A 25,081-nucleotide genomic window follows, 5' to 3' on the forward strand; every position below is an offset into this window, starting at 1 on the left:
CGGTGGCCTGGACGGCGCCCATGACGGCGGTGGCGAACAGCGTCTTCTCCGCCGCGCAGTTCAACCTCCACGTCCGCGACAACCTCAACGAAACCGCGCCGGCCAAAGCGACGGCCGCGGGCCGGTTCCTGGTCACCTCCGGTGCCAACTCGGTCACCGAACGCGTGATCACCGAGGCGAACGTCGACACCTCCCAGACGACCACCAGTACCTCCGCTACCGACCTGACCACGGTCGGCCCGTCGGTGACCGTGACCACGGGTACGTCGGCGCTGGTGCTGTGGTCCTGCGAGATGACCAACAACACCAGCGGGCAGGTGTCCCTGACGGACTTCGTCGTGACCGGAGCCAGCAGCCGCGCGGCGTCGGACGCCACCGCCCTCAAGCTGATGCCCTCGGCCGCGGGCAGCTACCCGAACCGGTCGGGAGTCCACACGCTCCTCACCGGCCTGACCCCGGGTGCCAACACCTTCACCCTCAAATACTGGGTGGGCGGCGGCACAGGCAGCTTCGCGTATCGGCGCATCACCGTGCTCGGACTGTGAAGGGGGACCGATGGCCTGGTCAGCGCCTATGACCGCTGTGGCGAACAGCGCGTTCACGGCCTCACAGTTCAACGCCTACGTGCGCGACAACCTCAACGAGACCGCGCCGGCCAAAGCGACGACCGCGGGCACCATCTTCGTCGCCACCGGCGCGAACGCCATCGCGGAACGCGCGCCGACGCGCGGCCTGATCGGCACGGCGCAGAGCACCGCGTCGACCGCCTACACCGACCTCACCACGGCAGGCCCGTCGGTGACCGTCACCACCGGAGCGTTCGTGCTGGTCTTCTGGACCGCGCACTCGCAGAACACCACCGCGAACGGCAGATGCTTCATGTCGTTCGGGATCTCCGGCGCCACGACCCAGGCGGCTGACGACACCTGGGCGCTGACGATGCAGAACCCGACCGCCACCACCAACGTCCGCGCGGGCGGCGTCCACATGTTCCCGGTCACCCCGGGCAACAACACCTTCACCGCCAAGTACCGCGTCGACGCCGGCACCGGAACTTGGACCAACCGCCAGCTCTTCGTCATCCCGCTGTAGACCCAACCACCGTCCACACCGGACCACACCCAAGGAGGTGACCGGTGTCGACGTTACGCCGCCGGATCATCCGCTGGACCAGCCTCATCGGCGCCCTCATCGCAGTCACCGCGTTGCTCGTCGGGCCGACCGGCCGCGAGCACCAGGCCGCGGCCCTCACCGGCGCCACCTGGTGCACCACCAAGGCGAGCATGGCCGTCATCGGCGGATCCTCCAGCACCGGCTACCTCACCGAGGGCTACGCGAGCCCCGACAACACCTACCACCCGACCACCTACGGGTGGTGGCGCAGGCTGACCGCTCAGGCCGCAGCCGGCTGGGGCACGACCGCGACCAACTACGCGCGTAACTCCGCCAAGGCCGCCGACTTCCTGCCCGGCGGACGCTGGCCGATCACGACCGGCGCGGTTGCCGACATCGACGCCAAGAACCCGGCCCTCGTGATCGTCTCGCTGGGCACCAACGAGTACCTGGCCCAGGTGCCACCGGCCCAGTTCGAAGCCGACCTGGTCCAGCTGGTCGACGACATCAAGACCGCCTCGCCCGGAACCGCGGTCGTGCTCGTGGCGCAGTGGACCGCGTACGTCCCTGCCGCCACCTACCCGTGGTCGCAGTACGTCACAGCCATCCGCAACACCGCCGTTGCAGAGGTCGCCGGGCTGGTCGACCTGCGGCAGTACCTGATCTCCGCCGGCGACCAGGACTGGTCGCGCTTCTACAACATCGACCGGATCCATCTGCTCGACCACAGCCACATGATCGTCGCCGCCGCGATGGCGATGAAGATCTTCGGCTGCTGACCACCCCATCGAATCGAGAGGGGGCGCCGGTGGACCCGGCACTGCTCGCTGACCTGATCACGGCCGCCCCGCAGTACGCCCTGGTCGGCTACCTCATCCTGCTGGTCCATCGGCTCCAGTCGCACGCGACGACCGACCGCGGCGACTACCGCGAGGACCTGGCCGCCGCCGACGAGCGCCACGCCGCCGAGCTCGCCCGGGTGCGCGAGGCGCACGCCGCCGAGCTGCAGGCGCTGCGTGCCGAGATGGCCGACATGCGCGCCCGCGTCGACGACCTGGTCGAGCAGGTCGACCGCGAACGGCGCGCGCGGTGGAAGGCCGAGGACATCGCGGCCGAGGCGCGCCGGCTCGCGCTCGACGCGAACGAATCGACACCACAGGAGGCCTGAACATGCGCGTCATGTACGACTCGGTGAACGCGAGCGCGATTCCCGCGAACGCCGCGATGGTGGCCGGATACGTCGACGGCCGATACGCCTGGTCCCAGAAGGACTGGGACCGGTTCCCGAACGCCGTGCGCGTAACCATCTCGGCGGTCGGCGCGGCGGTCGCGATGGTCGGCGACGTCGAGCGCGGGTGCATCTGGCCCGTGGCGAACGCCGTGCCCTGGGTCCTCCGTGCTCGGGCGGCCGGCTACGACCCGACCATCTATGTCAACGAGCTCAACGACTGGCGGCCGTGCCGCGAGGCGTTCCGCGCGGCCGGCGTGCCCGAGCCCCACTGGTGGGTCGCGAACTACGACGGCCGCCAGACCATCCCCGCGGGCGCGGTGGCGAAGCAGTACGCACACCCACACGACGGCGACGGAGTCGCCGACCGCCCCTGGGAGACCGGGGGGCACTACGACCTCAGCGTCGTGGCCGATTACTGGCCCGGCGTCGACGGACAAGGAGACGACGACATGCTCACCAGCGAGCAAGCCACCCAGTTGGCGACCATGCACCAGGTGCTGGTGTCCGGAGCGCTGCGTAACGTCAAGTTGAACCAGGACTTGGGTTTCGTCCGGGAGAGCCTCCTCGCCGAGATCGGCGGGGTGAAGGCGTTGCTGGCCACGGTGGTCGCCGAGCAGAAGGACGACCTGTCCGACACGGACGTCCTGGCCCGGCTGGACGCCAAGTTGGACGCGCAGTGGGCCGAGTTCGAGCAGCGCCTGGAGGAGGCGCGCGCCGCCGACCGGGCGGCCATGGAGGACGCCGTGCGCGACGTCCTCGGCAACGACAACACCGACCAGGCCGATCGCCTGCTCGACGCGCTCGCCGCCCGGATCTCGGGCGGCACGACCCCGAAGGGAAGCTGACCCGTGGACAACCGCGACATGAGCCTGAACCCGGACCGGCACCCGCTGGCCCGGATCGCCCGCACCGTCGGCACTGTGCGCGCCGTGGTGCTCGCCGTGCTGGCCGTGCCCGCGGTCGCCATGCTCGCCGGCCCGGACCTGCCGGGCGCGCTGGACGGCCTGCTCGCCGCGCTGGTGGCGCTGCTGGCCGCCGCCGGTCCGCTGTGGAGCGCGGTCGCCGTGCGCCGCCGGGCCGAGCCCGTGGTGACCCCGTCCGCCGCACCGCGTGCCGCCGACGGCGTCACCCCGCTGGTTCCCGCCACGCGCGGCCCGGACGGCACGTACCGCGTGACCGGCTGACCGCCCATCACCACGAACAGCCCCCGCGCCCACCTTCGGGTGGTGCGTGGGGGCTGTTCGTCGTGTCGGCTACTGGGTCGCTCGCGCCGACTGCTCCGGGCACAACGCCACGACGGCATCGGGAAAGACGAGCTCCGCACGTACACGCGCCGCAGAACCGGGCAGGCCCGCGTTGTCCAGCAGCGTCCGCCGACTCAGGCCGTCACGCAGACCTCGGCAGTACAGGTCCCCCTCGGCCAGCACCAGCGCCTCGTCGATCGACGTCTTCACCAGCCCTCGGTCGCGCATCACCCGGAGAAACAAGCCCTTCGGATCAGCCGCCGAAGTCGACGTCGACGACGCCGCGACCGAGGTCGTCGAGCTGGTCGTGTCCGAAGGCGCCGCGACCGACGGCTGCGGCCCGGAACTGCACGCCGTGATCAGCGCGGCGCACGCCGCGGCGATCACGGCGATCAGCGCTCGTGTCATGAAGTCCTCCCACATGGTCCTTACCGGGTGTCTGCGAGGACCAGCGGGGTGTTACTGCACTGCGCCCGCCCTGCGAGTGCAGGACGGGCGCGGCGGTGTGGATGGAGTGGTTGCGACTACTTCTTGGGCTCCGCCGGCTGCGTGACCGGGTCGGTGGCGTCGCTGCCGTGGCGGCCGTCGAATGCGTCGTCGTCGTCACGGCCGTGGCGCATGATCGTGTTGTTCACGGTGGTTCCTTCCGGTTGGCGTGCTGGACTGGTACTGGTCAGGTGGTGGGCGTGTCGCCCTGGTCGTCCTCGGTGTCGTCCGCCGGGGCGGGCTTGGGCCGGTCGGGGCCCTGGGACTCGGGCCGCATGACGAGCCCGGAGAGACGTGCTCGCTCGGCCCAGCTCGGATCGGTCAACGTGGAGCTCCTTCGGTGGTGGGGTTGGGGATCCGTGCCGCTCTCCGGGGGAGTGGAGAGCGGCACGGCCGGGTGCGCGTCGACGCCCGTCAGGCGCGCACCACCCGGACCGATGGCGGTCCGGGGAGTCGGTGGCGCCCGATCAGGCGGGCGCGAGACGGGTGTCGGCGGGCATGGCGGTGGCGGAGGCCTGGTCGCCGACCAGGCAGCGCAGGTCCATGTCGTGCTCGAGCACCAGCTGGCGGCGCAGCAGCATCGAGCCGACCGCGACCAGCAGCACCCTGATCACGGCGTCGCTGCCCTTGTACGTGCGGGGTGCGTGGACGAGCAGGTACCGGGCGGCCTGGATGGCGGGCAGGGCGCCGTCCGGGGTGAGTGCGTCGTCGTCCGCCAGCAGGTACAGGGCGGCGGTCTCCAGGGTGGCGCGCACGTCCGGGCCGGCGGTGACCAGGTACACCCCGTCGCCGCCGGTCTCCATCCGGCTGGCGTCACGGCCACTGGCCGCGACGCGGCGCACCAGGTCCGCGGCAAGCACCGTGGCCCGGAACCCGCGCGCCAGCGTGGTGCCCAGGACCTCACGACCGTCCGGCAGCACGATGCGGTTGACGAGCACGTCGTCGACGGGCGCGGCGTCCATGCGGGCGTGGGCGACCCGGCCGTAGTGCAGCATGATCTCGTGCGCGGGCGTCGACGTCCCGCCGACGTAGGTGCGGCTGTGCTCGTCCCACGTCGCGCCGTGGCGCAGCCGGCCGAGGTAGCCCACGCGGTCGATCCGCGGCTCGTCGCGGGTGATCGCGGTCCGGAACCGCTCGGCCACCATCGGGATCCCGGCACCGAGGCGGCCCGGCGCGGCGGCAGCCAGGTGGTAGCGCCAGTCGATCAGCGCGTCGTAGGTCCGGCGCAGCTGCTCGACGCGCTGCAGCCGGGTCAGGCGGTGCCAGTCGCGGGCCAGGTCCAGGCGGACGCTCTCGGCCCGGTCCGCCTGGAGCTCGGCGAAGACCTGCACCCTCAGGTCCTGGCCGGGGTCGCGGCGCGCCAGGTCAGGGGTCGGGAAGCTCGTTGCGGTGATCATGGGCATGGTTCCCCCCAGGGAGGTGGCGCGGTCGAGCTGCGGTGACGGGAGAAATGGGGCGAGGCGGTCGTCAGGAAGCCGCCATGACGATCGCGATCGTGTGCGCGGCGCCCAGCGCCTGGACGGCCTCGGCGAGGCGGTCGCTCGCCTGGGCCATCAGGCCGGGCAACTGCTGGGCCTCGGCACGCACGCTCTCCGCGGCGACGGTGGCGGCGCTCGGCTCGGTGTCCATGACCTGCCGGCCGGCGGCACCGGCCAACTGGAGCGCTTCGCCGATGTCGTGCGCCAGCTGGCTCAGGTCGGTGTTGATGTCGCCGATGTCGCTCACGCCGTGCCTCCCGGACGTGGCGGGCCGGGGTGCTGCGGCGGCCGGATGACGTGTCGCCGGGCGTCGGCGAGCAGCCCAGGCAGCACGTCGGCGATCGGTGGCCGGAGCAGCGCCAGCTTGGGCGCGCCGTCCCGGCCGGGCTCCGGCAGGGCCAGTGCCTGCTCGATCACCCAGGACGCCTCGCAGTCCCACACGTACCAGTCCAGCGGGCCGGGAGGGTCGAGGACGTCGTCGCCGAGCGTGATCGTGGCGCGGTAGGCAAAGGCGCCACCGGGCGCGACGTCGAGCAGCTGGATCACGTCCACGACGTCGCCGGTGTGCCCGACGTACCGCGACCAGGCCACCGCGCTGGGGTTGTCCCGGTCCGGCACGTAGACGGACGTCCATGCACCCCGCACCAGCTCGGCGATCAGCTCGTCAAGAGGACGTGGCGGCGGAGGCGGCGGCGACACGGGCCGCCGGCGGACAGCGCGGCGATGCCACCACCGGCGCAACCACGGGATGCAGAAGAGCACCCCGAGGGCGGCCAGCATGATCAGCACGAAGATCACGAGGTCACCGCCTTCCGGGTAGGTGCGGTGGGCACGCTCGAGGGGGAGGGAGACGTGCCCACCGCGTGCCGCGCCCACCTGGTCGGGGGGATGCAGGCAGACACGGCGGTCGGGACCCGGCCACCGCTGCTGGGGGCAGCAGTGGCCGGGGGCGCGGGCGGCGCGGCGTACACCGGTCGCGCGCCGGGCCCCGCGCATGTCCGGCGCACGACTACGGGTGCCGTGGCCGGAAGTTGGTGAACCGAGCGATGAGGCACGACGCCACCGATCTCGTGACCGATGAGTTCGAGCCGGCGAACGAACCGGCGTGCTCGCCGCTTGGGCGATGTAACCCACGTGGTGACCGACATCCCGGCAACCAGGACCAGCACCGGCAACACCCAGTCGTTCATCGCGCGCCACCGGGCAACTGCTTGCGCAGCTGGTCTACGGCGGAGCCCATCTCGGCGGCACCGTGCCAGTCGTAGACGGCCGTCCCGGGGCTCGGTTGAACGACCACGACGCGGCCGTCCCGCACGAACACCTCGGTCGTGCGCGGCCGGCCCATCGCGTCCATGCACTGCACGGTGATGGGGTTCTCCGGGCTGCTACCAGCTGACGGAGAGAGCGGTGTGGGCACTGGTAGCCTCCATGCACGTTCTGGTCACGTTGGTTCGTGACCAGCCTGCTGGTTCGTGACCAGTCACCGCAATGGCCCAATCGGGGGACGTTTGGTCACAGGCTGGTGATGCGTAGAGTCATGGTCCGTGACCACTCCACGTGCTCCCGAGCTGGCCGCCGCACTGCGCGCGGCGATCAAGGCGTCGCCGTTGAGCGTGCGCCAGCTGGCGATCAACGTCGGCAAGAGCCACACCACGCTGAGCCAGTGGAGCAACGGGCATCGGGTGCCGACGGTGGAGGACGTCCGGGCGCTGCTCGACCACCTCGTCGTGGCCGACGACGAGGTGGCGCGCATCCTGGCGCTGACCGAGGCTGCGAACGCTCCGGCCGGCGACCGGCTCGTCGCGGGTGTGACCGAGGCGCAGGCCCGCATCATGGACAACGAGAGCCGGGCACGGCGGATTACCGAGTGGTCGCCGGACCTCGTGCCCGGACTTCTGCAAACGAGCGATTACGCCCGCGTCATTCTCGGCGATCGGCCGGCAGCGGAGTTGCACATTCCCCTGGCGCTTCGCGCGGGTCGCCGTGAAGTCCTCACCCGCGCGGACTCGCCGCCCGAGATGCTCGCGATCGTGGGCGAAGACGCGATCCGGTCGTGCATCGGATCACCTACGGTGCGCGCTCACCAACTCCGGCACCTGCTGAAGGTCGCAGAGCTGGACAATGTCACGCTCCGGGTCGTGCCCCGAAGCAATGCCTTCCATTCTGGCCTGCTCGGTCCGTTCGTGATCTACGAATTTGATCGCGACCCATCCGTCGTTCTCCTTGAGCACCACCGGTCCAGCGCGTTCCTCTACAACGAGGTGCATGTGGCGGACTATCAGGACGCTGCGGAAGAGATCCGCCAGCGGGCGATGAGCCCGGAAGACACCGCCGAGCTGATCGCCGAGTGCATTGGATAGGCACGAATGGAGACGCGATGGACCAAACTCGACGCCGCCCTTGGCGGAAGAGTAGCTACACCGGGAACGACAACTGTGTCGAGTTGTGCGGCTCGCTGGACCGCGTGCGGGACTCGAAGCAGCGCGACAACGGCCCGGAGTTGATGTTCCCGCCCCGCGTCCTGGCGGCGTTCCTCGCCGCGGTGAAGACGGGCCGTTTGGACGGCTGACAACCGGAGGCCGCGCCCACAGCTACTGGGCGCGGCCTCCGCGTGTCAGTGTGCCAGCCGTCGTACCGGCCCGAGGTGGATCAGTCCGGTACGGATCCGGTACGCAACAGCTACGAAAACAGCCAAGGACGCCAACGACGCCAACGCGTGTTTGCGCAGCTAGCCGGGCACCTACCGTCATCTGTCAACGTCAGATTCGACGTAGTTACGACTAACGGCGCTACTGGCCGGTCGGTTTTCTCCCGACCATGCATGTGACCAGGTCGCTACACCCCGTTCGCGCGGACGTCCCATCCCCTGCATCGCACGGCCGACCGGCGCACCCGCCCGGCACGGCCGCGCAGCCCTGCCCAAAAAGGGAGAACCCTCCATGGGAGACGCCCGTACCACCAGAAGACTGGCCGTGCTCGGCCTGGCCGCCGTGTCGGCCGCCGCGCTGGCCCTGTCGAACGTCGGCGTGGCGGCGGCCGAGGGCGACGTGCTCGGCGCGCAGCGCGCCGACGCCGTCCCCGGCTCCTACATCGTGGCCCTCAATGAAGCGGCCTCACCGAGGTCCGCGTCCGCCTCGACCGCGTCCTCGCTGGTCGACAAGTACGGCGGCCAGGTCCGCGTGGCCTGGCGGCACGCGCTCAACGGCTTCCACGCCTCCATGTCCGCGGCGCAGGCCCGTCGCCTCGCCGCCGACCCGCGCGTGGCGTTCGTGCAGGCCGACCTGCCGATCTCGGTGGACGCGACCCAACCGAACCCGCCGTCCTGGGGCATCGACCGCATCGACCAGCGCAACCTGCCGCTGGACAGCGCCTACAACTACGCCACGACCGCGAACAACGTGCGGGCGTACATCATCGACACCGGCATCCGGACGACCCACTCCGACTTCGGCGGCCGGGCGACCTGGGGCACCAACACCGTCGACACGAACAACACCGACTGCAACGGCCACGGCACCCACGTCGCCGGCACCGTCGGCGGCACCGCGCACGGCGTCGCCAAGGGCGTGCAGCTGATCGCGGTCAAGGTGCTCAACTGCGCCGGTTCCGGCACCACGGCGGGCGTGGTGAACGGCGTCGACTGGGTCACCCAGAACGCCGTCAAGCCGGCCGTCGCGAACATGTCCCTCGGCGGCGGCGTCGACACCGCCCTGGACACCGCGGTGCGCAACTCCATCGCCTCGGGCGTCACCTACGCGGTCGCGTCGGGCAACTCCAACGCCAACGCGTGCAACTACTCCCCGGCGCGGGTCGCCGAGGCGCTGAGCGTGAACGCCTCGACCCGCACCGACGGGCGCGCGTCGTTCTCGAACTACGGCACCTGCACCGACGTCTTCGCGCCCGGCGAGGGCATCACGTCGTCCTGGAACACCAACGACACCTCCACCAACACGATCAGCGGCACGTCGATGGCGTCGCCGCACGTGGCGGGCGCCGCCGCGCTGTACCTGGCGGACAACCCGACCGCGACCCCGCCGGCGGTGCACTCGGCGATCGTCGCCGCCGCCACCGCCGACAAGATCACCAGCCCGGGCACCGGCTCGCCGAACAAGCTGCTGTTCACCGGCACGGCCACCCCCGGCGGCCCGTCGGTGACCAACCCGGGCAACCAGTCGACCGTCGTCGGCACGGCGGTCAGCCTCCAGCTGTCCGCCAGTGGCGGCACCGCGCCGTACACGTTCACCGCCTCGGGCCTGCCCGCCGGCCTGTCGATCAGCTCCTCGGGCCTGATCAGCGGCACGCCGACGGCCACCGGCACGTCCACGGTCACGGTGACCGCGACCGACGCGGCGGCGCGCACCGGCAGCACCACGTTCTCGTGGACGGTCTCGTCCACCGGCGGGTCCTGCGACGCGGTGACCAACAACACCGACGTGACCATCGGCGACAACTCCGACGTGAACAGCCCCATCTCGCTGTCCTGCGCCACGAACGCCTCGTCGACCACGAGCGTGCAGGTCAACATCGTGCACACCTACATCGGTGACCTGGTCGTCGACCTGGTCGCGCCGGACGGCTCGGTCTACAACCTGCACAACCGCAGCGGCGGCGGCACCGACAACATCAACCGCACCTTCACCGTGAACGCCTCCTCCGAGGCCGCCGCGGGCACCTGGAAGCTGCGCGTCCGCGACCAGGCCACCCTGGACACGGGCTACATCAACAGCTGGACGCTCGACGTCTGAGCCTGACGTGACCGGCGGGGCCGCCTCCTCGGAGGCGGCCCCGTCGCCGTCGAGCCGACGACGCCGGGCGGGCTAGAGCTCCACGCCCAGCAGCGAGTCGGCCGCGGTGCGGAAGAGCGTCGGGCCCGCCTGGTCCGACCCGCCGGTCGACAGGGCCTCGGCCGCCCACGCGTCCATCGCCGCCAACGCCCTGGGCGTGTCGAGGTCGTCGCCGAGGTGGTCGCGCAGACGGGCCACGGTGGCGTCCGCGCCCGGCCCCGTCGACCGCGCCGCGGCGAGCCGCCACGTCGCGAGCCTCGCCTCCGCCTCGGCGAGCAGGGCGTCGCTCCACGGCCGGTCGGCGCGGTAGTGGCCCGCGAACAACGCCAGCCGCACCGCGTTCGGGTCGACCTTCTGCGCGCGCAGCTTGGACACGAACACCAGGTTGCCGCGCGACTTGGACATCTTCTCGCCGTCCAGCCCGATCATGCCCGCGTGCACGTAGTGCCGGGCGAACGGGTGCTCGCCGGTCATCGCCTCGGCGTGCGCGGCGGAGAACTCGTGGTGCGGGAAGATCAGGTCCGACCCGCCGCCCTGCACGTCGAACGACGTGCCGAGCCGGTTCAGCGCGATGGCGCTGCACTCGATGTGCCAGCCGGGCCGGCCGGGGCCCAGCTCCGACGGCCACGACGGCTCGCCCTCCCGGGCCGCGCGCCACAGCAGCGCGTCCAGCGGGTGGCGCTTGCCCGCCCGGTCCGGGTCGCCGCCGCGCTCGGCGAAGAACCTGCCCATCGTCTCCAGGTCGTAGTTCGACTCGTAGCCGAACCGCCCGGTCGCCGTGTGGTCGAAGTACACGTCCGGGTACTCGGGGTCGTCGACCCGGTACGCCGCGCCGCCGGCCAGCAGCTTCCCGACGGCCTCGACCACCTCGGGGATCGCGTCGACCGCGCCCACGTAGTCGCGCGGCGGCAGCACCCGCAGCTCCACCATGTCCTCGCGGAACAGCGCGGTCTCCCGCATGCCCAGGACCACCCAGTCGTCCTGGTCGCGCTCGGCCCGCTCCAGCAGCGGGTCGTCGATGTCGGTCACGTTCTGCACGTAGTGCACGTCGTGGCCGTTGTCCAGCCACACCCGGTGGACCAGGTCGAACGCCAGGTAGGTGGCCGCGTGCCCCAGGTGGGTGGCGTCGTACGGGGTGATGCCGCAGACGTACATCCTGGCGGTGGCGCCGGGGGCGGTCGGGCGCACCTCGCCGGTGGCGGTGTCGAACAGCCGCAGGGGACGCGGCTCCCCCGCTACCCGCGGGACAGGAGTGGATGACCAGGTCTGCATGTGAACGACCCTAACTCGCCGATCGGATCGTGGACGAACGTCCACTCCCCACCACCCGGGCGTACCCTCTGACCTGGGAAGTGGTCGCGATGGTCCTCGCCATCGCCATCGGCGCGCCGGGCGTGCCCGCCCTCGGCGTCGAAGAAGCTGTCCGAGGTGGCCGCGGGGAGAACCCCGACCCTGGTGCCGCCGTTCCCGGTCGGGTCGCCCCGCGTCCTCGAACGGGCGTCAGGCGCGATGGAACAGCAGGTCACGGTCCCCGAGCGGGGTTGAGCGTTTGCCCCGTGCGACGGACGGGGGGACGATGTGGTCTGGCTCACGTCGTCGGGACGAGGGAGGCGGCATGACCGCGCTCAAGCCGGAACCCGTGATCACCCACCCCGGTGCGGCCCGGCGACGGTCGAAGGGCTCGGTGCTGCTGGGGCTGCTCCGCACCACCGACCCCAAGCAGATCGGGCTGCTCTACCTGAGCACGTCGTTCGTGTTCTTCATGGTCGGCGGCGTGATGGCGCTGCTCATCCGGGGCGAGCTGGCCCGGCCGGGGCTGCAGTTCCTGTCCAACGAGCAGTACAACCAGCTGTTCACCATGCACGGCACGATCATGCTGCTGCTGTACGCGACGCCGATCCTGTTCGGCTTCGCCAACTACATCCTGCCGTTGCAGATCGGCGCGCCCGACGTGGCGTTCCCGCGGCTCAACGCGTTCTCCTACTGGCTGTTCCTGTTCGGCGGGCTGACCGTGATGGCCGGGTTCCTCACGCCGGGCGGCGCGGCGGACTTCGGCTGGACCGCCTACACGCCGTTGAGCAGCGCGGTGCACGCGCCGGGCGTCGGACCCGACCTGTGGATCATGGGGCTGGCGGTGTCCGGCCTCGGCACGATCCTCGGCGGCGTGAACATGGTGACCACGGTGTGCTGCCTGCGCGCGCCCGGCATGACCATGTTCCGGATGCCGATCTTCACCTGGAACATCTTCGTCACCAGCATCCTGATCCTGCTGGCGTTCCCGATCCTCACCGCCGCGCTGATGGGCCTGGCCGCGGACCGGCACCTCGGCGCGCACGTGTTCGACCCCGCCAACGGCGGCGTGATCCTGTGGCAGCACCTGTTCTGGTTCTTCGGCCACCCCGAGGTCTACATCGTCGCGCTGCCGTTCTTCGGCATCGTGTCGGAGATCTTCCCGGTGTTCAGCCGGAAACCGCTGTTCGGCTACAAAGGACTGGTCTTCGCCACGTTCGCCATCGCGGCGCTGTCGGTGGCGGTGTGGGCGCACCACATGTTCGCCACCGGCGCGGTGCTGCTGCCGTTCTTCTCGCTGATGACGTTCCTGATCGCGGTGCCGACGGGCATCAAGTTCTTCAACTGGATCGGCACCATGTGGAAGGGGTCGATCACGATGGAGACGCCGATGCTGTTCAGCATCGGGTTCCTCGCCACGTTCCTGCTCGGCGGGCTGACGGGCATCATCCTGGCCTCGCCGCCGCTGGACTTCCACGTCACCGACACGTACTTCGTGGTGGCCCACTTCCACTACGTGCTGTTCGGCACGATCGTGTTCGCCACCTACGCGGGCCTGTACTTCTGGTTCCCCAAGATGACCGGGCGGATGCTGAACGAGCCGCTGGGCAAGCTGCACTTCTGGACCACGTTCCTCGGCTTCCACGGCACGTTCCTGATCCAGCACTGGCTCGGCAACATCGGCATGCCCCGCCGCTACGCCGACTACCTGCACAGCGACGGCTTCACCCTGCTGAACACCATCTCCACGATCGGGGCATTCCTGCTGGGCGCGTCCGTGCTCCCGTTCGTGTGGAACGTGCTGCGCAGCTACCGGTTCGGCGACCCGGCCGGGCGCGACGACCCGTGGGGCTTCGGCAATTCCCTCGAATGGGCGACGACGTGCCCGCCGCCCCGGCACAACTTCACCGAGCTGCCGCGCATCCGGTCCGAGCGGCCCGCGTTCGAGCTGCACTACCCGCACATGGTGGAGCGCATGCGCGAGGAGGCGCACTTCTCGCTCACCCGGCCGGGCCAGCACCGGGTCGCCCCGGACGCGGCGACGGAGACGGCACTCGCGTCGACCGACCGGGAGAGCAAGGGCAAGGACGAGGACGACTGAGCCCGCTGCTCACGTGGCCCGCTCGTGGTCCGTGCGGGCGGTCCCGAGGTCTTCCGGCGCGGCCCGCCGCACGGCCGTCGCGGGGTCCAGCTCCCAGCCCGCCGCGTACGCGGCGGCGAACCCGTCCCCGCCCAGCGCGGCCCGGCCCCGGCCGGTCAGGTCGCGGACCCGCGGGTCGGTCAGGTCGTGCGCGCCGCGCAGCCGGGCCGCCACCCCCAGCAGCACGGCCGACTCGTGGCGCCGCCCGGACAGCTCGGCGAGCGCGGCGGCCTGCACCGCCACCGGGGACAGCGCCGGCAGTTCCCCGGTCGCCCGCGCGGCCGCGTACGCGTCCCGCAGCGCCCGGTCCGCGCCGGGCAGGTCACCGAGCGCCAGGCGGAGCGCGGCCCGCGTGACGCCGACCAGCGTCCGGGCGTGGAACGCGGTGGCGCCGCGCAGCCCCCGTTCGGCGTGGTCGAGCAGCTCACCCGCCCGGTCCAGGTCGCCGAGCCGCACCCGCAGCGCGGCTTCGTGCGCGTCGACCAGCACCAGCGGCTCCGAGGAGAACGCCCGCTCCCGGGCCGGGCCGAGCAGGGCCAACGCCCGGTCGGTGTCGCCGCGCCGCAGGTGCAGGTCGACCCGGCGCAGGTCGCGGTCGAGCTGGTCGCCGGGGCTGGGCGAGCCGAACCCGTCCGCCAGCGCACCGGCCTCGGCCAGGTCGGCCGCCGCGCCGTCGAGGTCGTCGTAGCGGCGCAGGTGGGCGCGCATCGGCAGCACGGCGGCCTGGCTCCACCGGTCGCCCACCTGCCGGAAGCGGTCCAGGGCGGCTTCCACGTGCGCCCGCGTCCGGTCGAGCGCGCCCGCGTTCTCGGCGATCTCGGCCTGGAACAGGTGGGCCAGCCCGGCCGGCCACGGGTCGTCGCCCCCGGCGAGGCGCCGCAACGTCGTGGCCGCGGCCGCGGGGTCGTGCAGGAACAGCAGGGCCGCGCCGAACACCCGGTGGTGGCCGGGCAGCTCTTCGTGCGCGAGCACCCGGCCGGCCAGCTCGCGGGCCTGCGCCCGGTCGGCCGCGGCTTCCCCGGCCGTGATGCCGGACCGCGCGTCCGCCCAGGTGAGCAGGTGCACGGCGCGGGCGCAGTCGCGCTCGGGCGACGGCCCGCCGCCGGGCGTCGCCAGTGCCTCGGCCAGCCAGTGGGTGGCGTCGGCGTGGCGGCCGGACATCTGCCAGTACCAGGTCAGGGCCAGCGCGAGGCGGAGCGCGCCGGCCGCGTCGCGGGTGGCGCACAGGTGGCGCAGGGCGGCGAGCGTGTTGTCGTACTCGGCGCCGACGACCTCCGCGGCCTCGAGCTGGGCGGGCCCGCGCAGCCGCGGGTCCTGCTCCGCGACCAGCTTCGCGAAGTGGGCGGCGGCCAGGTCGCGGGTCGGCCCGAGGTCGCCGGTGGCGGCCAGGCGGCCGACGCCGTACTCGCGGACGGTGTCGAGCATCCGGTGGCGGCCGGAGCCGGGCGCGAGCCGCAGCAGCGACCGGTCGACGAGGGTGGCGAGCAGGTCCGGGATGTCGGCGGCGGGCACGGCGGTGCCGGCGCAGACGGCGGTCGCCGAGGCGGGCGTGACGCCGCCGGGCAGGGTGGCGATCCGTTCCGCGACGGTGCGCTCGTGCTCGCCCAGCAGCTCCCAGCTCCAGGCGATGACGGCGCGCAGGGTGCGGTGCCGGGCCGGCGCGGTGCGGTGACCGGTGGTGAGCAGCCGGAACCGGTCGGAGAGCCCGTCGGCCAGGTCGGGCAGCGCCAGGGTCCGCAACCGGGCGGCGGCCAGTTCGAGGGCCAGCGGCAGGCCGTCCAGGCCGCGCACCACGCGCAGGACGTCGGGCAGCGTGGTCTCGTCGACCTCGAACCCGGGTCGCACGGCCGCGGCACGTTCGGCGAACAGGCGCACCGAGGCCACCTGCCGGGCCTGGTCGACCCCGTCGGCCGGGTCGGGCAGCGCGAGCGGGGCCAGCGGCACGAGTGACTCGCCGTCGACCGCGAGGGGTTCCCGACTCGTGGCGAGCACGCGCAGCCGGGGGCAGCGGGGCAGCAGCGCCGCGACCAGGTGGGCCACGGCGTCGATCAGGTGCTCGCAGTTGTCGACCAGCAGCAGGCCCTCCCGGTCGCCGAGCACGCCGACGAGGACGTCCAGCTCGTCCTCTCCGGCCCGCTTGCGGGCGTCGAGCACCGGGCCGCCCCGCGACCCGGTCGCGGCGAGCACGGCCGAGGCGAGCTCCACCGGTTCGGTGACGGCCGCGAGGTCGACGAGCCGGACGCCGTCGCGGTAGTCGCGGCGGTGGCGGCGGGCGGCCTCCAGCGCGAGCCGGGTCTTCCCGGCACCACCCGGCCCCAGGACGGTGACCAGGCGGCCGCGGGCCAGCAGGGCGCCGATGAGGGTGAGCTCGTCGTCACGGCCGATGAAGCTGGTCAGCGGCGCGGGGAGGTCCGCCGGGGGAAGCCTGCCGGGGTCGGCTGCCCGGCTCGTGGCCGGCGTGCCGCGCGGCGACGGGTCGGGGCGCAGCAGGCGCAGGTGGCGTTCCCGCAGGGCCGCGCCCGGGTCGGCGCCGAGGACGTCGGCCAGCGTCCGGCGCACCCGGTCGTAGACGGCCAGCGCCTCCGCTTGCCGCCCGGCGGCGGCGAGCGCGTCCATCAGCAGCGCGGCCGCCCGCTCGTGGACCGGGTGCAGGGCCAGCAGCCCGGTCAGCCTGGCCGCGGCGGCCTCGGTCCTCCCCAGCGAGAGCTCGGCGTCGGCGAGGTCGGCGACCGCTTCGACCGACACCCGGGCCAACCGGGTCGCGACCGCGGGCGCGACCTCGGCGACGAGCGCGGGTTCGGAGCCGGGGTCCTCGCCCCACAACGCCACGGCCCCGGTGAGGGCGGTGAGCGCGGCCTCCGGGTCACCCGCCCGCAGCCGCTCCCGACCGGCGGCGGTGAGCTGCTCGAAGCGCAGCGCGTCCACGCCGGCCGCGTCCACCGCCAACCGGTAGCCGCCCGCGACCCGCACGACCGCGGCTCGGGGCGCGCCGGTCGGCGTGAGGGCGCCGCGCAGCCGGGACACGAGGGTCTGGAGGGCGGGGCCGGGACCGGACGGCGGGGCCCCGGCCCAGACCGCGTCGACCAGCACACCCGGCTCGACCACGCGACCGCCGGCGAGTGCCAGCCGGACGAGCAGGCCGCGCAACCGCGCGCCCGGGACGGGCAGGACGGCGTCACCGCGCGACACCCGGAACGCGCCGAGCAGCGTGACCCGAAGCCCGGCGCCCCCGTCCATGCCCCGATCCTCGTCCGCCCACCCGCGAGACCTCAAATCAGCGCCGCCGTGTCAGCGCCCTGTCCGGCCTCGGCCGTCCGTGTTCGCGCCGTGTCCGCGCCGTGTGAGCGACCCGCCCCAGTCTTCGCGGCACCAGGACCACGAACCACGGAGGCATCGGATGACCGGCACGACCAACGCCGACGGCTGGGTACGGAGCTGGGGCGCGTCGCCCCAGGCCGCCCACGACGGGCTCGGCTCGCTCGACGACCACCCGCCGCTCGCCGACGTGACGCTGCGCCAGGTGGTGCGCCTCAGCGGCGGCGGGCGGCGGGCGCGCGTCCGCTTCACCAACGAGTTCGGGACCGCGCCGTTCACCATCGGCGCGGCGCGGGTGGGCCTCGCGGCATCGGCGCCGGGTGCGGTGCGGCCGGGCAGCGAGCGCGTGCTGACCTTCTCCGGCGCGCCGGCCGTCACCGTCCCGGCGGGCGCGCCGATCCTCAGCGACCCGGTCGACCTGCGCCTGCCCGCCCTCGCCGAGCTGGTCATCAGCCTCCACCTGCCGGGGCGCGTGGAGACCTGCACCTGCCACGACCCCGCGCTGGACACCGGCTGGACGGTCCCGGGCGACGCCGTGGCCGCGACCGCCCTGCCGGCGAACGCCCGGGTGCTGCCGGTGCGGGCGTTGCTCTCCGCCGTCGACCTGCTGCCCGACACCCCGGCCAGGACCGTGGTCGCGGTCGGCGACTCCCGCACCGACGGCGCCGGGTCGACCCCGGGCACCCACCACAGCTGGCCGGAGCTGCTGGCCGGGCGCCTCGCCCCCACCGGCTACGTCGTCAACCAGGGCATCAGCGGCAACCGGCTGCTCCACGACGGCATCGGCGCCGCCGTGGCGGCGCGCTTCGACCGCGACGTGCTGGCGACACCCGGCCTCGGCCACGTGGTGCTCTCCATCGGCGCCAACGACATCGGCGTCTCCTTCGCCCCACGCGAGGAGCACGGTCCCCTGGCCGGTTTCCTGGGGATGTTCCCCGGCGCGCCGGTGACGGCGGACGACGTCATCGCGGGCTACCGCCAGTTGATCGCCCGCACGCACGGGCGCGGAGCGAAGGTCCACGCCACCACCATCGCGCCCTACGAGGGCGCGGAGATCTACACCGCGGCGGGTGACGCCGCGCGTCAGGCGGTCAACGAGTGGGTGCGCACCAGCGGCGCCTTCGACGGCGTGCTCGACTTCGACGCCGTGTGGCGCGACCCGGACCGCCCCAGCCGGATCAGGGCCGACCTGCACTGCGGCGACCACCTGCACGGCAACGACGCGGGCTACCGGGCGCTGGCCGACGCCGTCGACCTGTCCCTGTTCGACTGAGCCGTTCCCGGGCCGCGGCGGTGCCGCGCACCACGATCGCGTGGTGCGCGGCACCGCCGCGCATCGTTCGGACGGCCGTCAGCGGCGCTTGCGCGCCCTCAGGTAGTCGCTCACCACGGCCGCGCCGAGGCCGTCCTCGTCGGGCGCGACGACCCGGCCGCCGGAGCGCCGCGCCACCGTGTCGACGAACCTGGTCAGCCTCGGGTCGTCGCCGAGCCGGAACACCGTGATCGACGCGCCGAGCCGCGCCAGGGCGTCGACCTCGACCAGGGTCTTGCCGAGGGTGCGAGGCAGCGGCGGGTAGTGGAACTCGGCGTCGCCGGTCGCCTCCAGGTGCGCGGTCGGCTCGCCGTCGGTGACCACCAGGACCACCGGCTGCGCGTCGGGGTGCTTGCGGACGTGCCGACCGGCCAGCAGCAGCGCGTGGTGCAGGTTCGTGCCCTGCTCCCACACCCCTTCCAACGCGGTGAGCTGCCCGATGTCGACGGTCTCGGCGTGCCGGCCGAACGTGATCAGCTCCAGCGCGTCGGTCCGGAACCGGGTCCGCACCAGGTGGTGCAACGCCAGCGCGGTGCGCTTCATCGGCACCCACCGGCCGTCCTGCACCATCGACCACGACGTGTCCACGCACAACGCGACCACCGCGCGGGACCGCTGCTCGGTCTCGCTCACCTCGACGTCGACCACGTCGAGCTCGACCGGGCCGCCCGCCGACCGCAGCACGGCGTTCGTGACGGTCCGCGGCACGTTCCACGGCTCGGTGTCGCCGAACTGCCACGGCCGGGTCGACCCGATCAGCTCACCGGCCGCGCCGGCCGACGAGTTGTCCCGCTGACCCCGTTCGCGGGCGCTGTCGATCACGCCGCGCAACGCCGTCTCGCCCAGCCGCCGCAACGCCTTCGGCGTCAACCGCAGCGAGCCGTCCGGCGCGCGTTCCAGCAGGTTCTGCGACCGCAGCTCGCGTTCCAGCTCGGCCAGCCGCCGCGCGTCGACGCCCGCCTCGCCGCCGAGCTGCCGGACCAGCGCCTCCAGGTCGATGTCCTCCAGCCGCGCGCCGGGGTAGCCCTGGGAGAGCTGCTCGGCCAGCGCGTCCAGCTCGGCCAGGTCCGCCATCGCCTGCGCGCCCTCGCCCAACCCGAGCGGGTTGTCGCCGCGGAACCGCGCCGAACCGTTCCAGTCCTCACCCGGCCGCAGCCCTTGCAGCAGGGCGTCGAGCCGGGACAGCTGCGAGCCGACGCCCGAGTCGCCGAACGCCTGCTGCGACAACGCCGACAGCTCCTGCCGCTGCTCCTCGGACATCGAGTTCATCATGCGCTGGGCGGCGGCGGACCGGGCGGCCAGCGCGTCGATCAGCTCGTCCACCGACTCCGGGTTCTCCGGGAAGAACTCGCCGTGCTCGCGCATGAACCGCTCGAACGACTCGGCCGTGTCCTCGCCGGCGGCGTGCGCGGCGAGCAGGGCGTTGAGGTCGTCCAGCATCGACTGGATGCGCTGCACGTCCTCGGGCCGGACGTTCTCCATGGCCTGCTTCATGCCCTGGAACCGCTGGTCCATGAGCTCCCGGCCGAGCAGGGTGCGGATCTGCTCGTAGGACTCGCGGGCCTGCGGCGAGCGCCAGTCGTACTCGGCCAGCTCGCTCACGGCCGCCGCCGTCGACTGCGGCAACGCGTCCAGCTGCGCCTCGCGGAACCGCGCCTCGTCGTCCGGGTCGGGGAACAACGCGGCCCGTTCGGCCGCCAGCGCTTCCTCCAGCAGCCGCTGGACCTCCTGCAACGTGCCGTCGAGGCGGTGACGGCGGGTGAGGGCGGCGCGCTTCTGCCACAGCCGCGCGGTCAGGTCGTCCAGGCCGCGGGTGCCGGGCAGGCCCCGGCGCAGCAGCTCGCGCAGCGCCGAGGCCGGTGACGCGCCTTCCATGACTTCACGGCCGAGCTCGTCCATGGCCGCGCGCAGGTCGGTCGGCGGGGCGAGCGGGTCGGGCCCGTCGACGTACCGGCCGTACCGGTAGCTGCTCATCCGTACACCGTTCGGTCGTCGTCGCTGTCCTTGGCCAGCTGACGGGTGAGGTAGAGCGATTCCAGGGCCAGCTCGACCGCCGACGCGATGCGTCCCGCCGGGTCCTTCGGGCCCGCGCCGACCCGCTGCGCCACGTCGTGCAGCACGGGCAGCTCCGGCAGCGCGGCCAGCAGGTCGCCGGGGTGCACGCGTTCACCGGTGGCCACCGGGTGGCCGTCGGACACCAGCTCGGCCAGCGGCCGCAGGTCGACGCCCGCGAACGTGGACCTCGCCGTGTCCGCGACCGCCCGGCGCAGCAGGTGGACCAGCACCTCCTGCTCGCGGCCCTCCTCACCGGCCTCGAACTCCAGCTTGCCGCGCAGCACCTCCGTCACCGACTCCAGGTCGATCGGGCGGGCGATGGGCGGGTTCTCGCCGATCAGCGCGCTGCGGCGCAGGGCGCTGGCGGCCACCGTCTCCGCCGCAGCGACCGCGAACCGCGCCGAGACGCCGGAGCGCTGGTCGATCGAGGACGACTCGCGCAGGTACCGCACGAACCGGGCGATGACCTCCAGCAGGTGGTCGCCGACCTCGGCGACCAGGTGGGCCTCCTGGCGGACCAGCTCGACCTCGGCGTCGACCTCCAGCGGGTAGTGGGTGCGGATCTCCGCGCCGAAGCGGTCCTTCAGCGGCGTGATGATCCGGCCCCGGTTGGTGTAGTCCTCGGGGTTGGCGGTGGCGACGAGGAGGACGTCCAGCGGGAGCCGCAGCGTGTAGCCGCGGATCTGGATGTCGCGTTCCTCCATCACGTTCAGGAGGGCGACCTGGATGCGTTCGGCCAGGTCGGGCAGCTCGTTGACGGCGATGACGCCGCGGTGGGAACGGGGCAGCAGGCCGTAGTGGATGGTCTCCGGGTCGCCGAGGCTGCGGCCCTGGGCGACCTTGACCGGGTCGACGTCGCCGACCAGGTCGCCGACGCTCGTGTCGGGGGTGGCGAGCTTCTCGGCGAACCGCTCGTCGCGGTGCTTCCAGGTGACGGGCAGGTCGTCGCCGAGCTCCTGGGCGCGGCGCTTCGACTCGGGGGTGATCGGGTCGAGCGGGTGCTCGTTCAGCTCGGCGCCCTCGATCACCGGGGTCCACTCGTCGAGCAGGCCGACGATGGTGCGCAGGAGCCGCGTCTTGCCCTGCCCGCGTTCACCGAGGAGCACCACGTCGTGCCCCGCGAGGAGGGCCCGCTCCAGCTGCGGCAGGACGGTGCGGTCGAAGCCGACGATGCCGGGCCAGGGGTCGCGGCCGTCGCGGAGAGCGGCCAGGAGGTTCTCCCGGATCTCGGCCTTGACCCCGCGCGGCGCGTAACCGGCCTCGCGGAGGGCACCTGCGGTAGTGGGGAGGTCAGAGGTCACCCCACCGAAGTTACGCACTGATGGGCGGTCGGTCGACGTGGACCGACTCCACCTCGGGTTTCCCGCCGGAAGCCCCCGACCGGACCGGAATTGTCGGACCCCTCTGGAAGAATGAGAACCAGGGGTCCCCTGGGCGGGGACTCCTGCGCGGCAACGGCCCGACCAGCCCGTCACCGCCGACCGCGAAGGCCGCGCCGCGAGGGCGGGCCGACGGGGCGGGCCGACGGGGCGGGAAGTGCGGCCGCGTGCTTCGTCCGGTCGAGCGGACCTCGGGATCGAGCGGGATCGAGCGGTGCCGGGCGAGCAGCGACGGCGGTGGGTGGACGCGGCGGGAGACGTCCGGCCGAGCAGGGCGGTAGCGGGCCAGGTCGGCAGGGGCAGGTCGGCGGGGGTGGAGCCGCAGAGCCGGTTCGGGGTGGAGGTCCGGTCGGCGCCGGCTCGGGTCTGCGGTCGCCCGGACCGGATCGGTGCCGCTCGCCCGGTGAGTTCGCGTCAGTGGTCGGCGAGGGACAGCAGGTCGGTTCGGGTCCGGTCGTCGTCCAGGTAGGAGATGGCGATCATCGGGGCCAGGGCGCGGCACCAGTCGTGGAGGCGGGTGGGGCTCAGGTTGGTCGCGGCGGCGATGGTGGTGGCGCGGGTGGTGATGGTTCCGCGGCCCGTGGCGGTCAGGGCGTAGTCCACGACGTCGAAGCACGGGTCGCCCACGCACGGCCTCGGGTCGATCGCCACCAGGCCCCTGCCCGGACCGCCGTCCAGCACGTTGCCCGGGTGGAGGTCGCCGTGCAGCAGCACCTGCGGTTGGGTGTCGAGCAGCGCGCGGCAGCGGTCGAGGGCGCGGGCCCACATCCCGGTCGGGACGTGGGCGGCCACGGCCGGGTCGGTCAGGCGGCGGCCGATGCGGGCGAAGGCCTCCTCGCACCGGTCGCGCAGGGACGGCCAACGCCCTCCCCCGGGCGGCACGGTGTGCAGCGCGGTCACCAGGTCGGCCCACTCCCCGGGTGACGGCGAGATCGGCGCCTCGTCCACCGGCGTCCCCGGGAGGACGGCTGTCAGCAGCACCGCGCCGTCCTCCTCGGCCACCACCTCCGGCACACGACCGGAAGGGGCGAAGTGCCGCAGCACGGCCGCCTGCTCGGCCAGGAACACCGGCTCGGGGCTCAGCTTCAGCGCGAACCGCTCGTCACCCCGCGCGCACGCCACCACGACCGACGAAGCGCCCGGCGGCATCACCTCGCCCACCACGAGGTCCCAGCGCGCCGCGACCTCCGCCGCCCGCTTTGGCACGCGCGCGCACCACTCGGCCACCGAAGGGCCGAACCGCCGGGTCAACCGCCCGGTGATCTCGTCGACGTCCACCGTGCCACGGCAAGGGCCCGCACAACCGGATAACCGCCCGCAGGCGGCGTCCGGAGTGGACGCCGCCTGCGGGTGGTGCAGAACTATTCAGTTGTGGTGCCAGTCAGCCGATGGTCACAGCGCCGGGTAGGCGTTGCGCATGAGCTCCTGGAACTGGGCCGAGAACCAGTGGCCCGAGAGCGGCGCGTTGGCAAGCGCACCCGAGGGGTTGTTGCCGTTGCGGATGTTGCCGCCGTAGGTCGGGTCGCACATCCGGTCGAAGCCCTTGCCCTCGTCGTTCGGGATCTCGCTGGCCGCACCGTCGGACTCACCCGGCGGCTTGATCCAGACGTAGGCGTCGATACCCGTCTTCGGCGCGGCCTTCGGCCGCTCGCCCAGACCGGCGCCGGACTGGTTGCACCAGTTGCCCTTCTGGTAGCGGCGGTCGATGCGGGACTCGTTCACGTAGGCGTCCGCGGTGGTCGCGGTCGACTTGGCGGTGGGCCGGTTGGGGCCGCCCCAGCCGTTGCGCGAGGTGTCGATCAGCATGCCGATGCTGCTGTCGAAGCCCTGCTTGACCAGCTCGGCGCGCATCGCCGTGGCGAAGCCGAGCTCACCGTTGAAGTCGTTCCAGTCGACCCACTTGGCGTTCTCCTTCACCGGGCGACCGCCGACCAGGTCGTCGACCGTCCAGTACGGCTCCTCCAGCGCGGAGTAGTTCGCCGTGTTGGTGGCGAAGCCGTGGACCTTGTCCTTGGTGGCGCCGTTCTTGCCCAGGATCGAGGCCATCATCTTCGCCGAGGCGTAGAAGTTGTCGTACTCGGGAACCGTGTCGCCCCACCCGATCCAGCCGTGGTGGCCGGAGTCGAGGTAGTTGTAGACGTTCGAGATGGCACCCAGCTTGCCGACGGCGTACGAGACGCCCTCGACGTAGTTGCCGTTCGCCTTCATCGTGTCGCAGTTCGCCACGGCCGTGGCGCGCGGGGACACGTTGGTGACGAGGTTCGGCAGCGAGTCGATCTCGATGATCGGGACGATGCGCAGCTTCGAGTACTTCGAGTCGCTGACGATGCTCGCGATCTTGTCGATGTACTCGGTCTTGTAGCGGCCGATCTCGGTGGCGCCGAGCTCACCGTTGGAGGCCAGCGCGGCGCAGTCGCGACCGGGCAGGTTGTAGACGACGAACTGGAAGACCAGCTGACCGTCCGAACGGGCCGCGCGCTGCTTCTCCGCCTCGTCGAGGTGGGCGGCCAAGCCCATGCTGCCGGTGGTCGGCGAGCTGTTGCCGGCGATCGCGCTGATGCGGTCGAGCCACACAGCGGTGGGCTGGTTCGCGATGCGCGAGCCGCCCGACTCGGCGGCGGCCAGACGCGACCACTGCGGGTTGACGTACACGCCGGCGCCCACGTACGGGTTGTCGACCTTCGGACCGCCCGGGTTGTTGCTCGTGGTGGTGGTCGTCGTGCTCGTCGTCGTGCTGGTCGTGGTGCTGGTGGTCGTGCTGGTCGTGGTCGTCGTCGTGTCGACCGACCCCGTGCAGACCGTGCCGTTCAGCCGGAACGACGTGGGCACCGGGTTGGACCCGTTCCACGAGCCGTTGAAGCCGGGCGTCACCGAAGCGCCGGTGCCGAGGTTCCCTGCCCAAGAGGGGTTGCGGACCGTCACGCGGCTCCCGGACTGGGAGAACGTGCCGCTCCACCCCTGCTGGACCGTCTGGCCGGCGGCGAAGTCCCACTCCAGCGTCCAGCCGCCGGAGATGGCGTCACCGAGGTTGGTGACCGTGACGTTGGCGCCGAATCCGCCTTGCCACTGGTTCGTGATCTGGTACGCCACCCGACAACCGGGTGCGGCGTTGGCGGTGGCGGTCGAAGCCACCACCCCGGCAACGGACAGTGCCGCCACCGAGGTCACCGCCAATGCCCCGGTCAGTTTCCGGGAGCGTACGAATGTGCGCAGACTCATGCATCGCCTCCTTGCGAGCAACCCGCCATCTGGGA

The 25,081-nt window shown here is 72.6% G+C and carries 23 protein-coding genes; 11 read left to right on the forward strand and 12 right to left on the reverse strand.

Features of this window, described 5'->3' with window-relative positions; all coding sequences use genetic code 11:
* Window positions 1-2 precede the first annotated feature (2 nt).
* The 6 genes from EDD40_RS07825 to EDD40_RS07850 are packed head-to-tail and all read left to right on the forward strand — an operon-like array spanning window position 3 to window position 3,528.
* Entirely contained in the window at window positions 3-545 is a 543-nt protein-coding gene (locus tag EDD40_RS07825) for a hypothetical protein (protein ID WP_148088722.1), read from the forward strand.
* Window positions 546-573: 28 nt separating this feature from the next.
* Window positions 574-1,092 carry a hypothetical protein gene (locus EDD40_RS07830; protein ID WP_123742309.1) on the forward strand — a complete coding sequence of 173 codons (519 nt, stop codon included), beginning with the start codon at window positions 574-576 and terminating at the stop codon, window positions 1,090-1,092.
* A gap of 44 nt (window positions 1,093-1,136) precedes the next feature.
* Complete coding sequence (locus EDD40_RS07835; protein WP_123742310.1) at window positions 1,137-1,892, forward strand: SGNH/GDSL hydrolase family protein; 756 nt, start codon at window positions 1,137-1,139, stop codon at window positions 1,890-1,892.
* Window positions 1,893-1,921: 29 nt separating this feature from the next.
* Window positions 1,922-2,281 (forward strand): hypothetical protein, encoded by a 360-nt coding sequence (locus EDD40_RS07840; RefSeq protein WP_123742311.1) that lies wholly within the window; start codon window positions 1,922-1,924, stop codon window positions 2,279-2,281.
* Between the two features lie 2 nt (window positions 2,282-2,283).
* On the forward strand, window positions 2,284-3,189 hold the full coding sequence (locus EDD40_RS07845) for a hypothetical protein (protein ID WP_123742312.1): 906 nt from the start codon (window positions 2,284-2,286) through the stop codon (window positions 3,187-3,189).
* Between the two features lie 3 nt (window positions 3,190-3,192).
* Entirely contained in the window at window positions 3,193-3,528 is a 336-nt protein-coding gene (locus tag EDD40_RS07850; RefSeq protein ID WP_123742313.1) for a hypothetical protein, read from the forward strand.
* Between the two features lie 69 nt (window positions 3,529-3,597).
* Here EDD40_RS07850 and EDD40_RS07855 read toward each other — a convergent pair whose 3' ends face one another.
* The 6 genes from EDD40_RS07855 to EDD40_RS41545 form a co-directional block, all read right to left on the reverse strand.
* The gene (locus EDD40_RS07855) at window positions 3,598-4,011 is read right to left on the reverse strand and encodes a hypothetical protein (RefSeq protein ID WP_123742314.1); all 414 of its coding nucleotides are present in this window, start codon (window positions 4,009-4,011) and stop codon (window positions 3,598-3,600) included.
* 250 nt (window positions 4,012-4,261) lie between these two features.
* The gene (locus EDD40_RS41535; protein WP_170184993.1) at window positions 4,262-4,399 is read right to left on the reverse strand and encodes a hypothetical protein; all 138 of its coding nucleotides are present in this window, start codon (window positions 4,397-4,399) and stop codon (window positions 4,262-4,264) included.
* A gap of 142 nt (window positions 4,400-4,541) precedes the next feature.
* A complete protein-coding gene (locus tag EDD40_RS41540; protein ID WP_170184994.1) occupies window positions 4,542-5,471 on the reverse strand; it encodes a hypothetical protein in 930 nt (309 codons plus the stop codon).
* Between the two features lie 70 nt (window positions 5,472-5,541).
* The gene (locus EDD40_RS07870; protein WP_123742316.1) at window positions 5,542-5,799 is read right to left on the reverse strand and encodes a hypothetical protein; all 258 of its coding nucleotides are present in this window, start codon (window positions 5,797-5,799) and stop codon (window positions 5,542-5,544) included.
* Window positions 5,796-6,350: a hypothetical protein gene (locus EDD40_RS07875; RefSeq protein ID WP_148088724.1), complete on the reverse strand. Its 555-nt coding sequence runs from the start codon at window positions 6,348-6,350 to the stop codon at window positions 5,796-5,798. The genes EDD40_RS07870 and EDD40_RS07875 overlap by 4 nt, the downstream gene beginning before the upstream one ends.
* A 388-nt stretch (window positions 6,351-6,738) precedes the next feature.
* The gene (locus EDD40_RS41545) at window positions 6,739-6,906 is read right to left on the reverse strand and encodes a hypothetical protein (protein ID WP_170184995.1); all 168 of its coding nucleotides are present in this window, start codon (window positions 6,904-6,906) and stop codon (window positions 6,739-6,741) included.
* 190 nt (window positions 6,907-7,096) lie between these two features.
* Here EDD40_RS41545 and EDD40_RS07880 point away from each other — a divergent pair, with 190 nt between their 5' ends.
* From EDD40_RS07880 to EDD40_RS07890, 3 genes are all read left to right on the forward strand, one after another.
* Window positions 7,097-7,912: a helix-turn-helix domain-containing protein gene (locus EDD40_RS07880; RefSeq protein WP_123742318.1), complete on the forward strand. Its 816-nt coding sequence runs from the start codon at window positions 7,097-7,099 to the stop codon at window positions 7,910-7,912.
* 17 nt (window positions 7,913-7,929) lie between these two features.
* Window positions 7,930-8,121, forward strand: a complete 192-nt coding sequence (locus EDD40_RS07885) for a DUF397 domain-containing protein (protein ID WP_123742319.1) — start codon at window positions 7,930-7,932, stop codon at window positions 8,119-8,121.
* Between the two features lie 370 nt (window positions 8,122-8,491).
* Window positions 8,492-10,297, forward strand: coding sequence for a S8 family peptidase (locus EDD40_RS07890; RefSeq protein WP_123742320.1), 1,806 nt, complete (start codon window positions 8,492-8,494; stop codon window positions 10,295-10,297).
* A gap of 72 nt (window positions 10,298-10,369) precedes the next feature.
* On the opposite strand, the gene mshC is transcribed toward EDD40_RS07890, so the two are convergent.
* Window positions 10,370-11,608, reverse strand: a complete 1,239-nt coding sequence (gene mshC / locus EDD40_RS07895; protein WP_123742321.1) for a cysteine--1-D-myo-inosityl 2-amino-2-deoxy-alpha-D-glucopyranoside ligase — start codon at window positions 11,606-11,608, stop codon at window positions 10,370-10,372.
* A gap of 343 nt (window positions 11,609-11,951) precedes the next feature.
* On the opposite strand from mshC, the gene ctaD reads away from it, so the two are divergent.
* Entirely contained in the window at window positions 11,952-13,727 is a 1,776-nt protein-coding gene (gene ctaD / locus EDD40_RS07900) for an aa3-type cytochrome oxidase subunit I (protein WP_123742322.1), read from the forward strand.
* 9 nt (window positions 13,728-13,736) lie between these two features.
* Here ctaD and EDD40_RS07905 read toward each other — a convergent pair whose 3' ends face one another.
* Entirely contained in the window at window positions 13,737-17,003 is a 3,267-nt protein-coding gene (locus EDD40_RS07905; protein WP_123742323.1) for an AfsR/SARP family transcriptional regulator, read from the reverse strand.
* 160 nt (window positions 17,004-17,163) lie between these two features.
* Here EDD40_RS07905 and EDD40_RS07910 point away from each other — a divergent pair, with 160 nt between their 5' ends.
* On the forward strand, window positions 17,164-18,354 hold the full coding sequence (locus tag EDD40_RS07910; RefSeq protein WP_123742324.1) for an SGNH/GDSL hydrolase family protein: 1,191 nt from the start codon (window positions 17,164-17,166) through the stop codon (window positions 18,352-18,354).
* A gap of 78 nt (window positions 18,355-18,432) precedes the next feature.
* Here EDD40_RS07910 and EDD40_RS07915 read toward each other — a convergent pair whose 3' ends face one another.
* The 4 genes from EDD40_RS07915 to EDD40_RS07930 form a co-directional block, all read right to left on the reverse strand.
* Window positions 18,433-20,367 carry a vWA domain-containing protein gene (locus EDD40_RS07915; protein ID WP_123742325.1) on the reverse strand — a complete coding sequence of 645 codons (1,935 nt, stop codon included), beginning with the start codon at window positions 20,365-20,367 and terminating at the stop codon, window positions 18,433-18,435.
* Window positions 20,364-21,749, reverse strand: a complete 1,386-nt coding sequence (locus tag EDD40_RS07920; RefSeq protein WP_123742326.1) for a sigma 54-interacting transcriptional regulator — start codon at window positions 21,747-21,749, stop codon at window positions 20,364-20,366. Before EDD40_RS07920 ends, EDD40_RS07915 begins: the two co-directional genes overlap by 4 nt.
* Before the next feature lie 492 nt (window positions 21,750-22,241).
* Window positions 22,242-23,105 carry an aminoglycoside phosphotransferase family protein gene (locus EDD40_RS07925; protein WP_246037522.1) on the reverse strand — a complete coding sequence of 288 codons (864 nt, stop codon included), beginning with the start codon at window positions 23,103-23,105 and terminating at the stop codon, window positions 22,242-22,244.
* 114 nt (window positions 23,106-23,219) lie between these two features.
* Window positions 23,220-25,046 carry a glycoside hydrolase family 6 protein gene (locus tag EDD40_RS07930; protein WP_123742327.1) on the reverse strand — a complete coding sequence of 609 codons (1,827 nt, stop codon included), beginning with the start codon at window positions 25,044-25,046 and terminating at the stop codon, window positions 23,220-23,222.
* Window positions 25,047-25,081: the final 35 nt, after the last annotated feature.

Origin of the sequence: Saccharothrix texasensis (assembly GCF_003752005.1) — a bacterium.
In the GTDB taxonomy this organism is placed as follows: Bacteria; Actinomycetota; Actinomycetes; order Mycobacteriales; family Pseudonocardiaceae; genus Actinosynnema; species Actinosynnema texasense.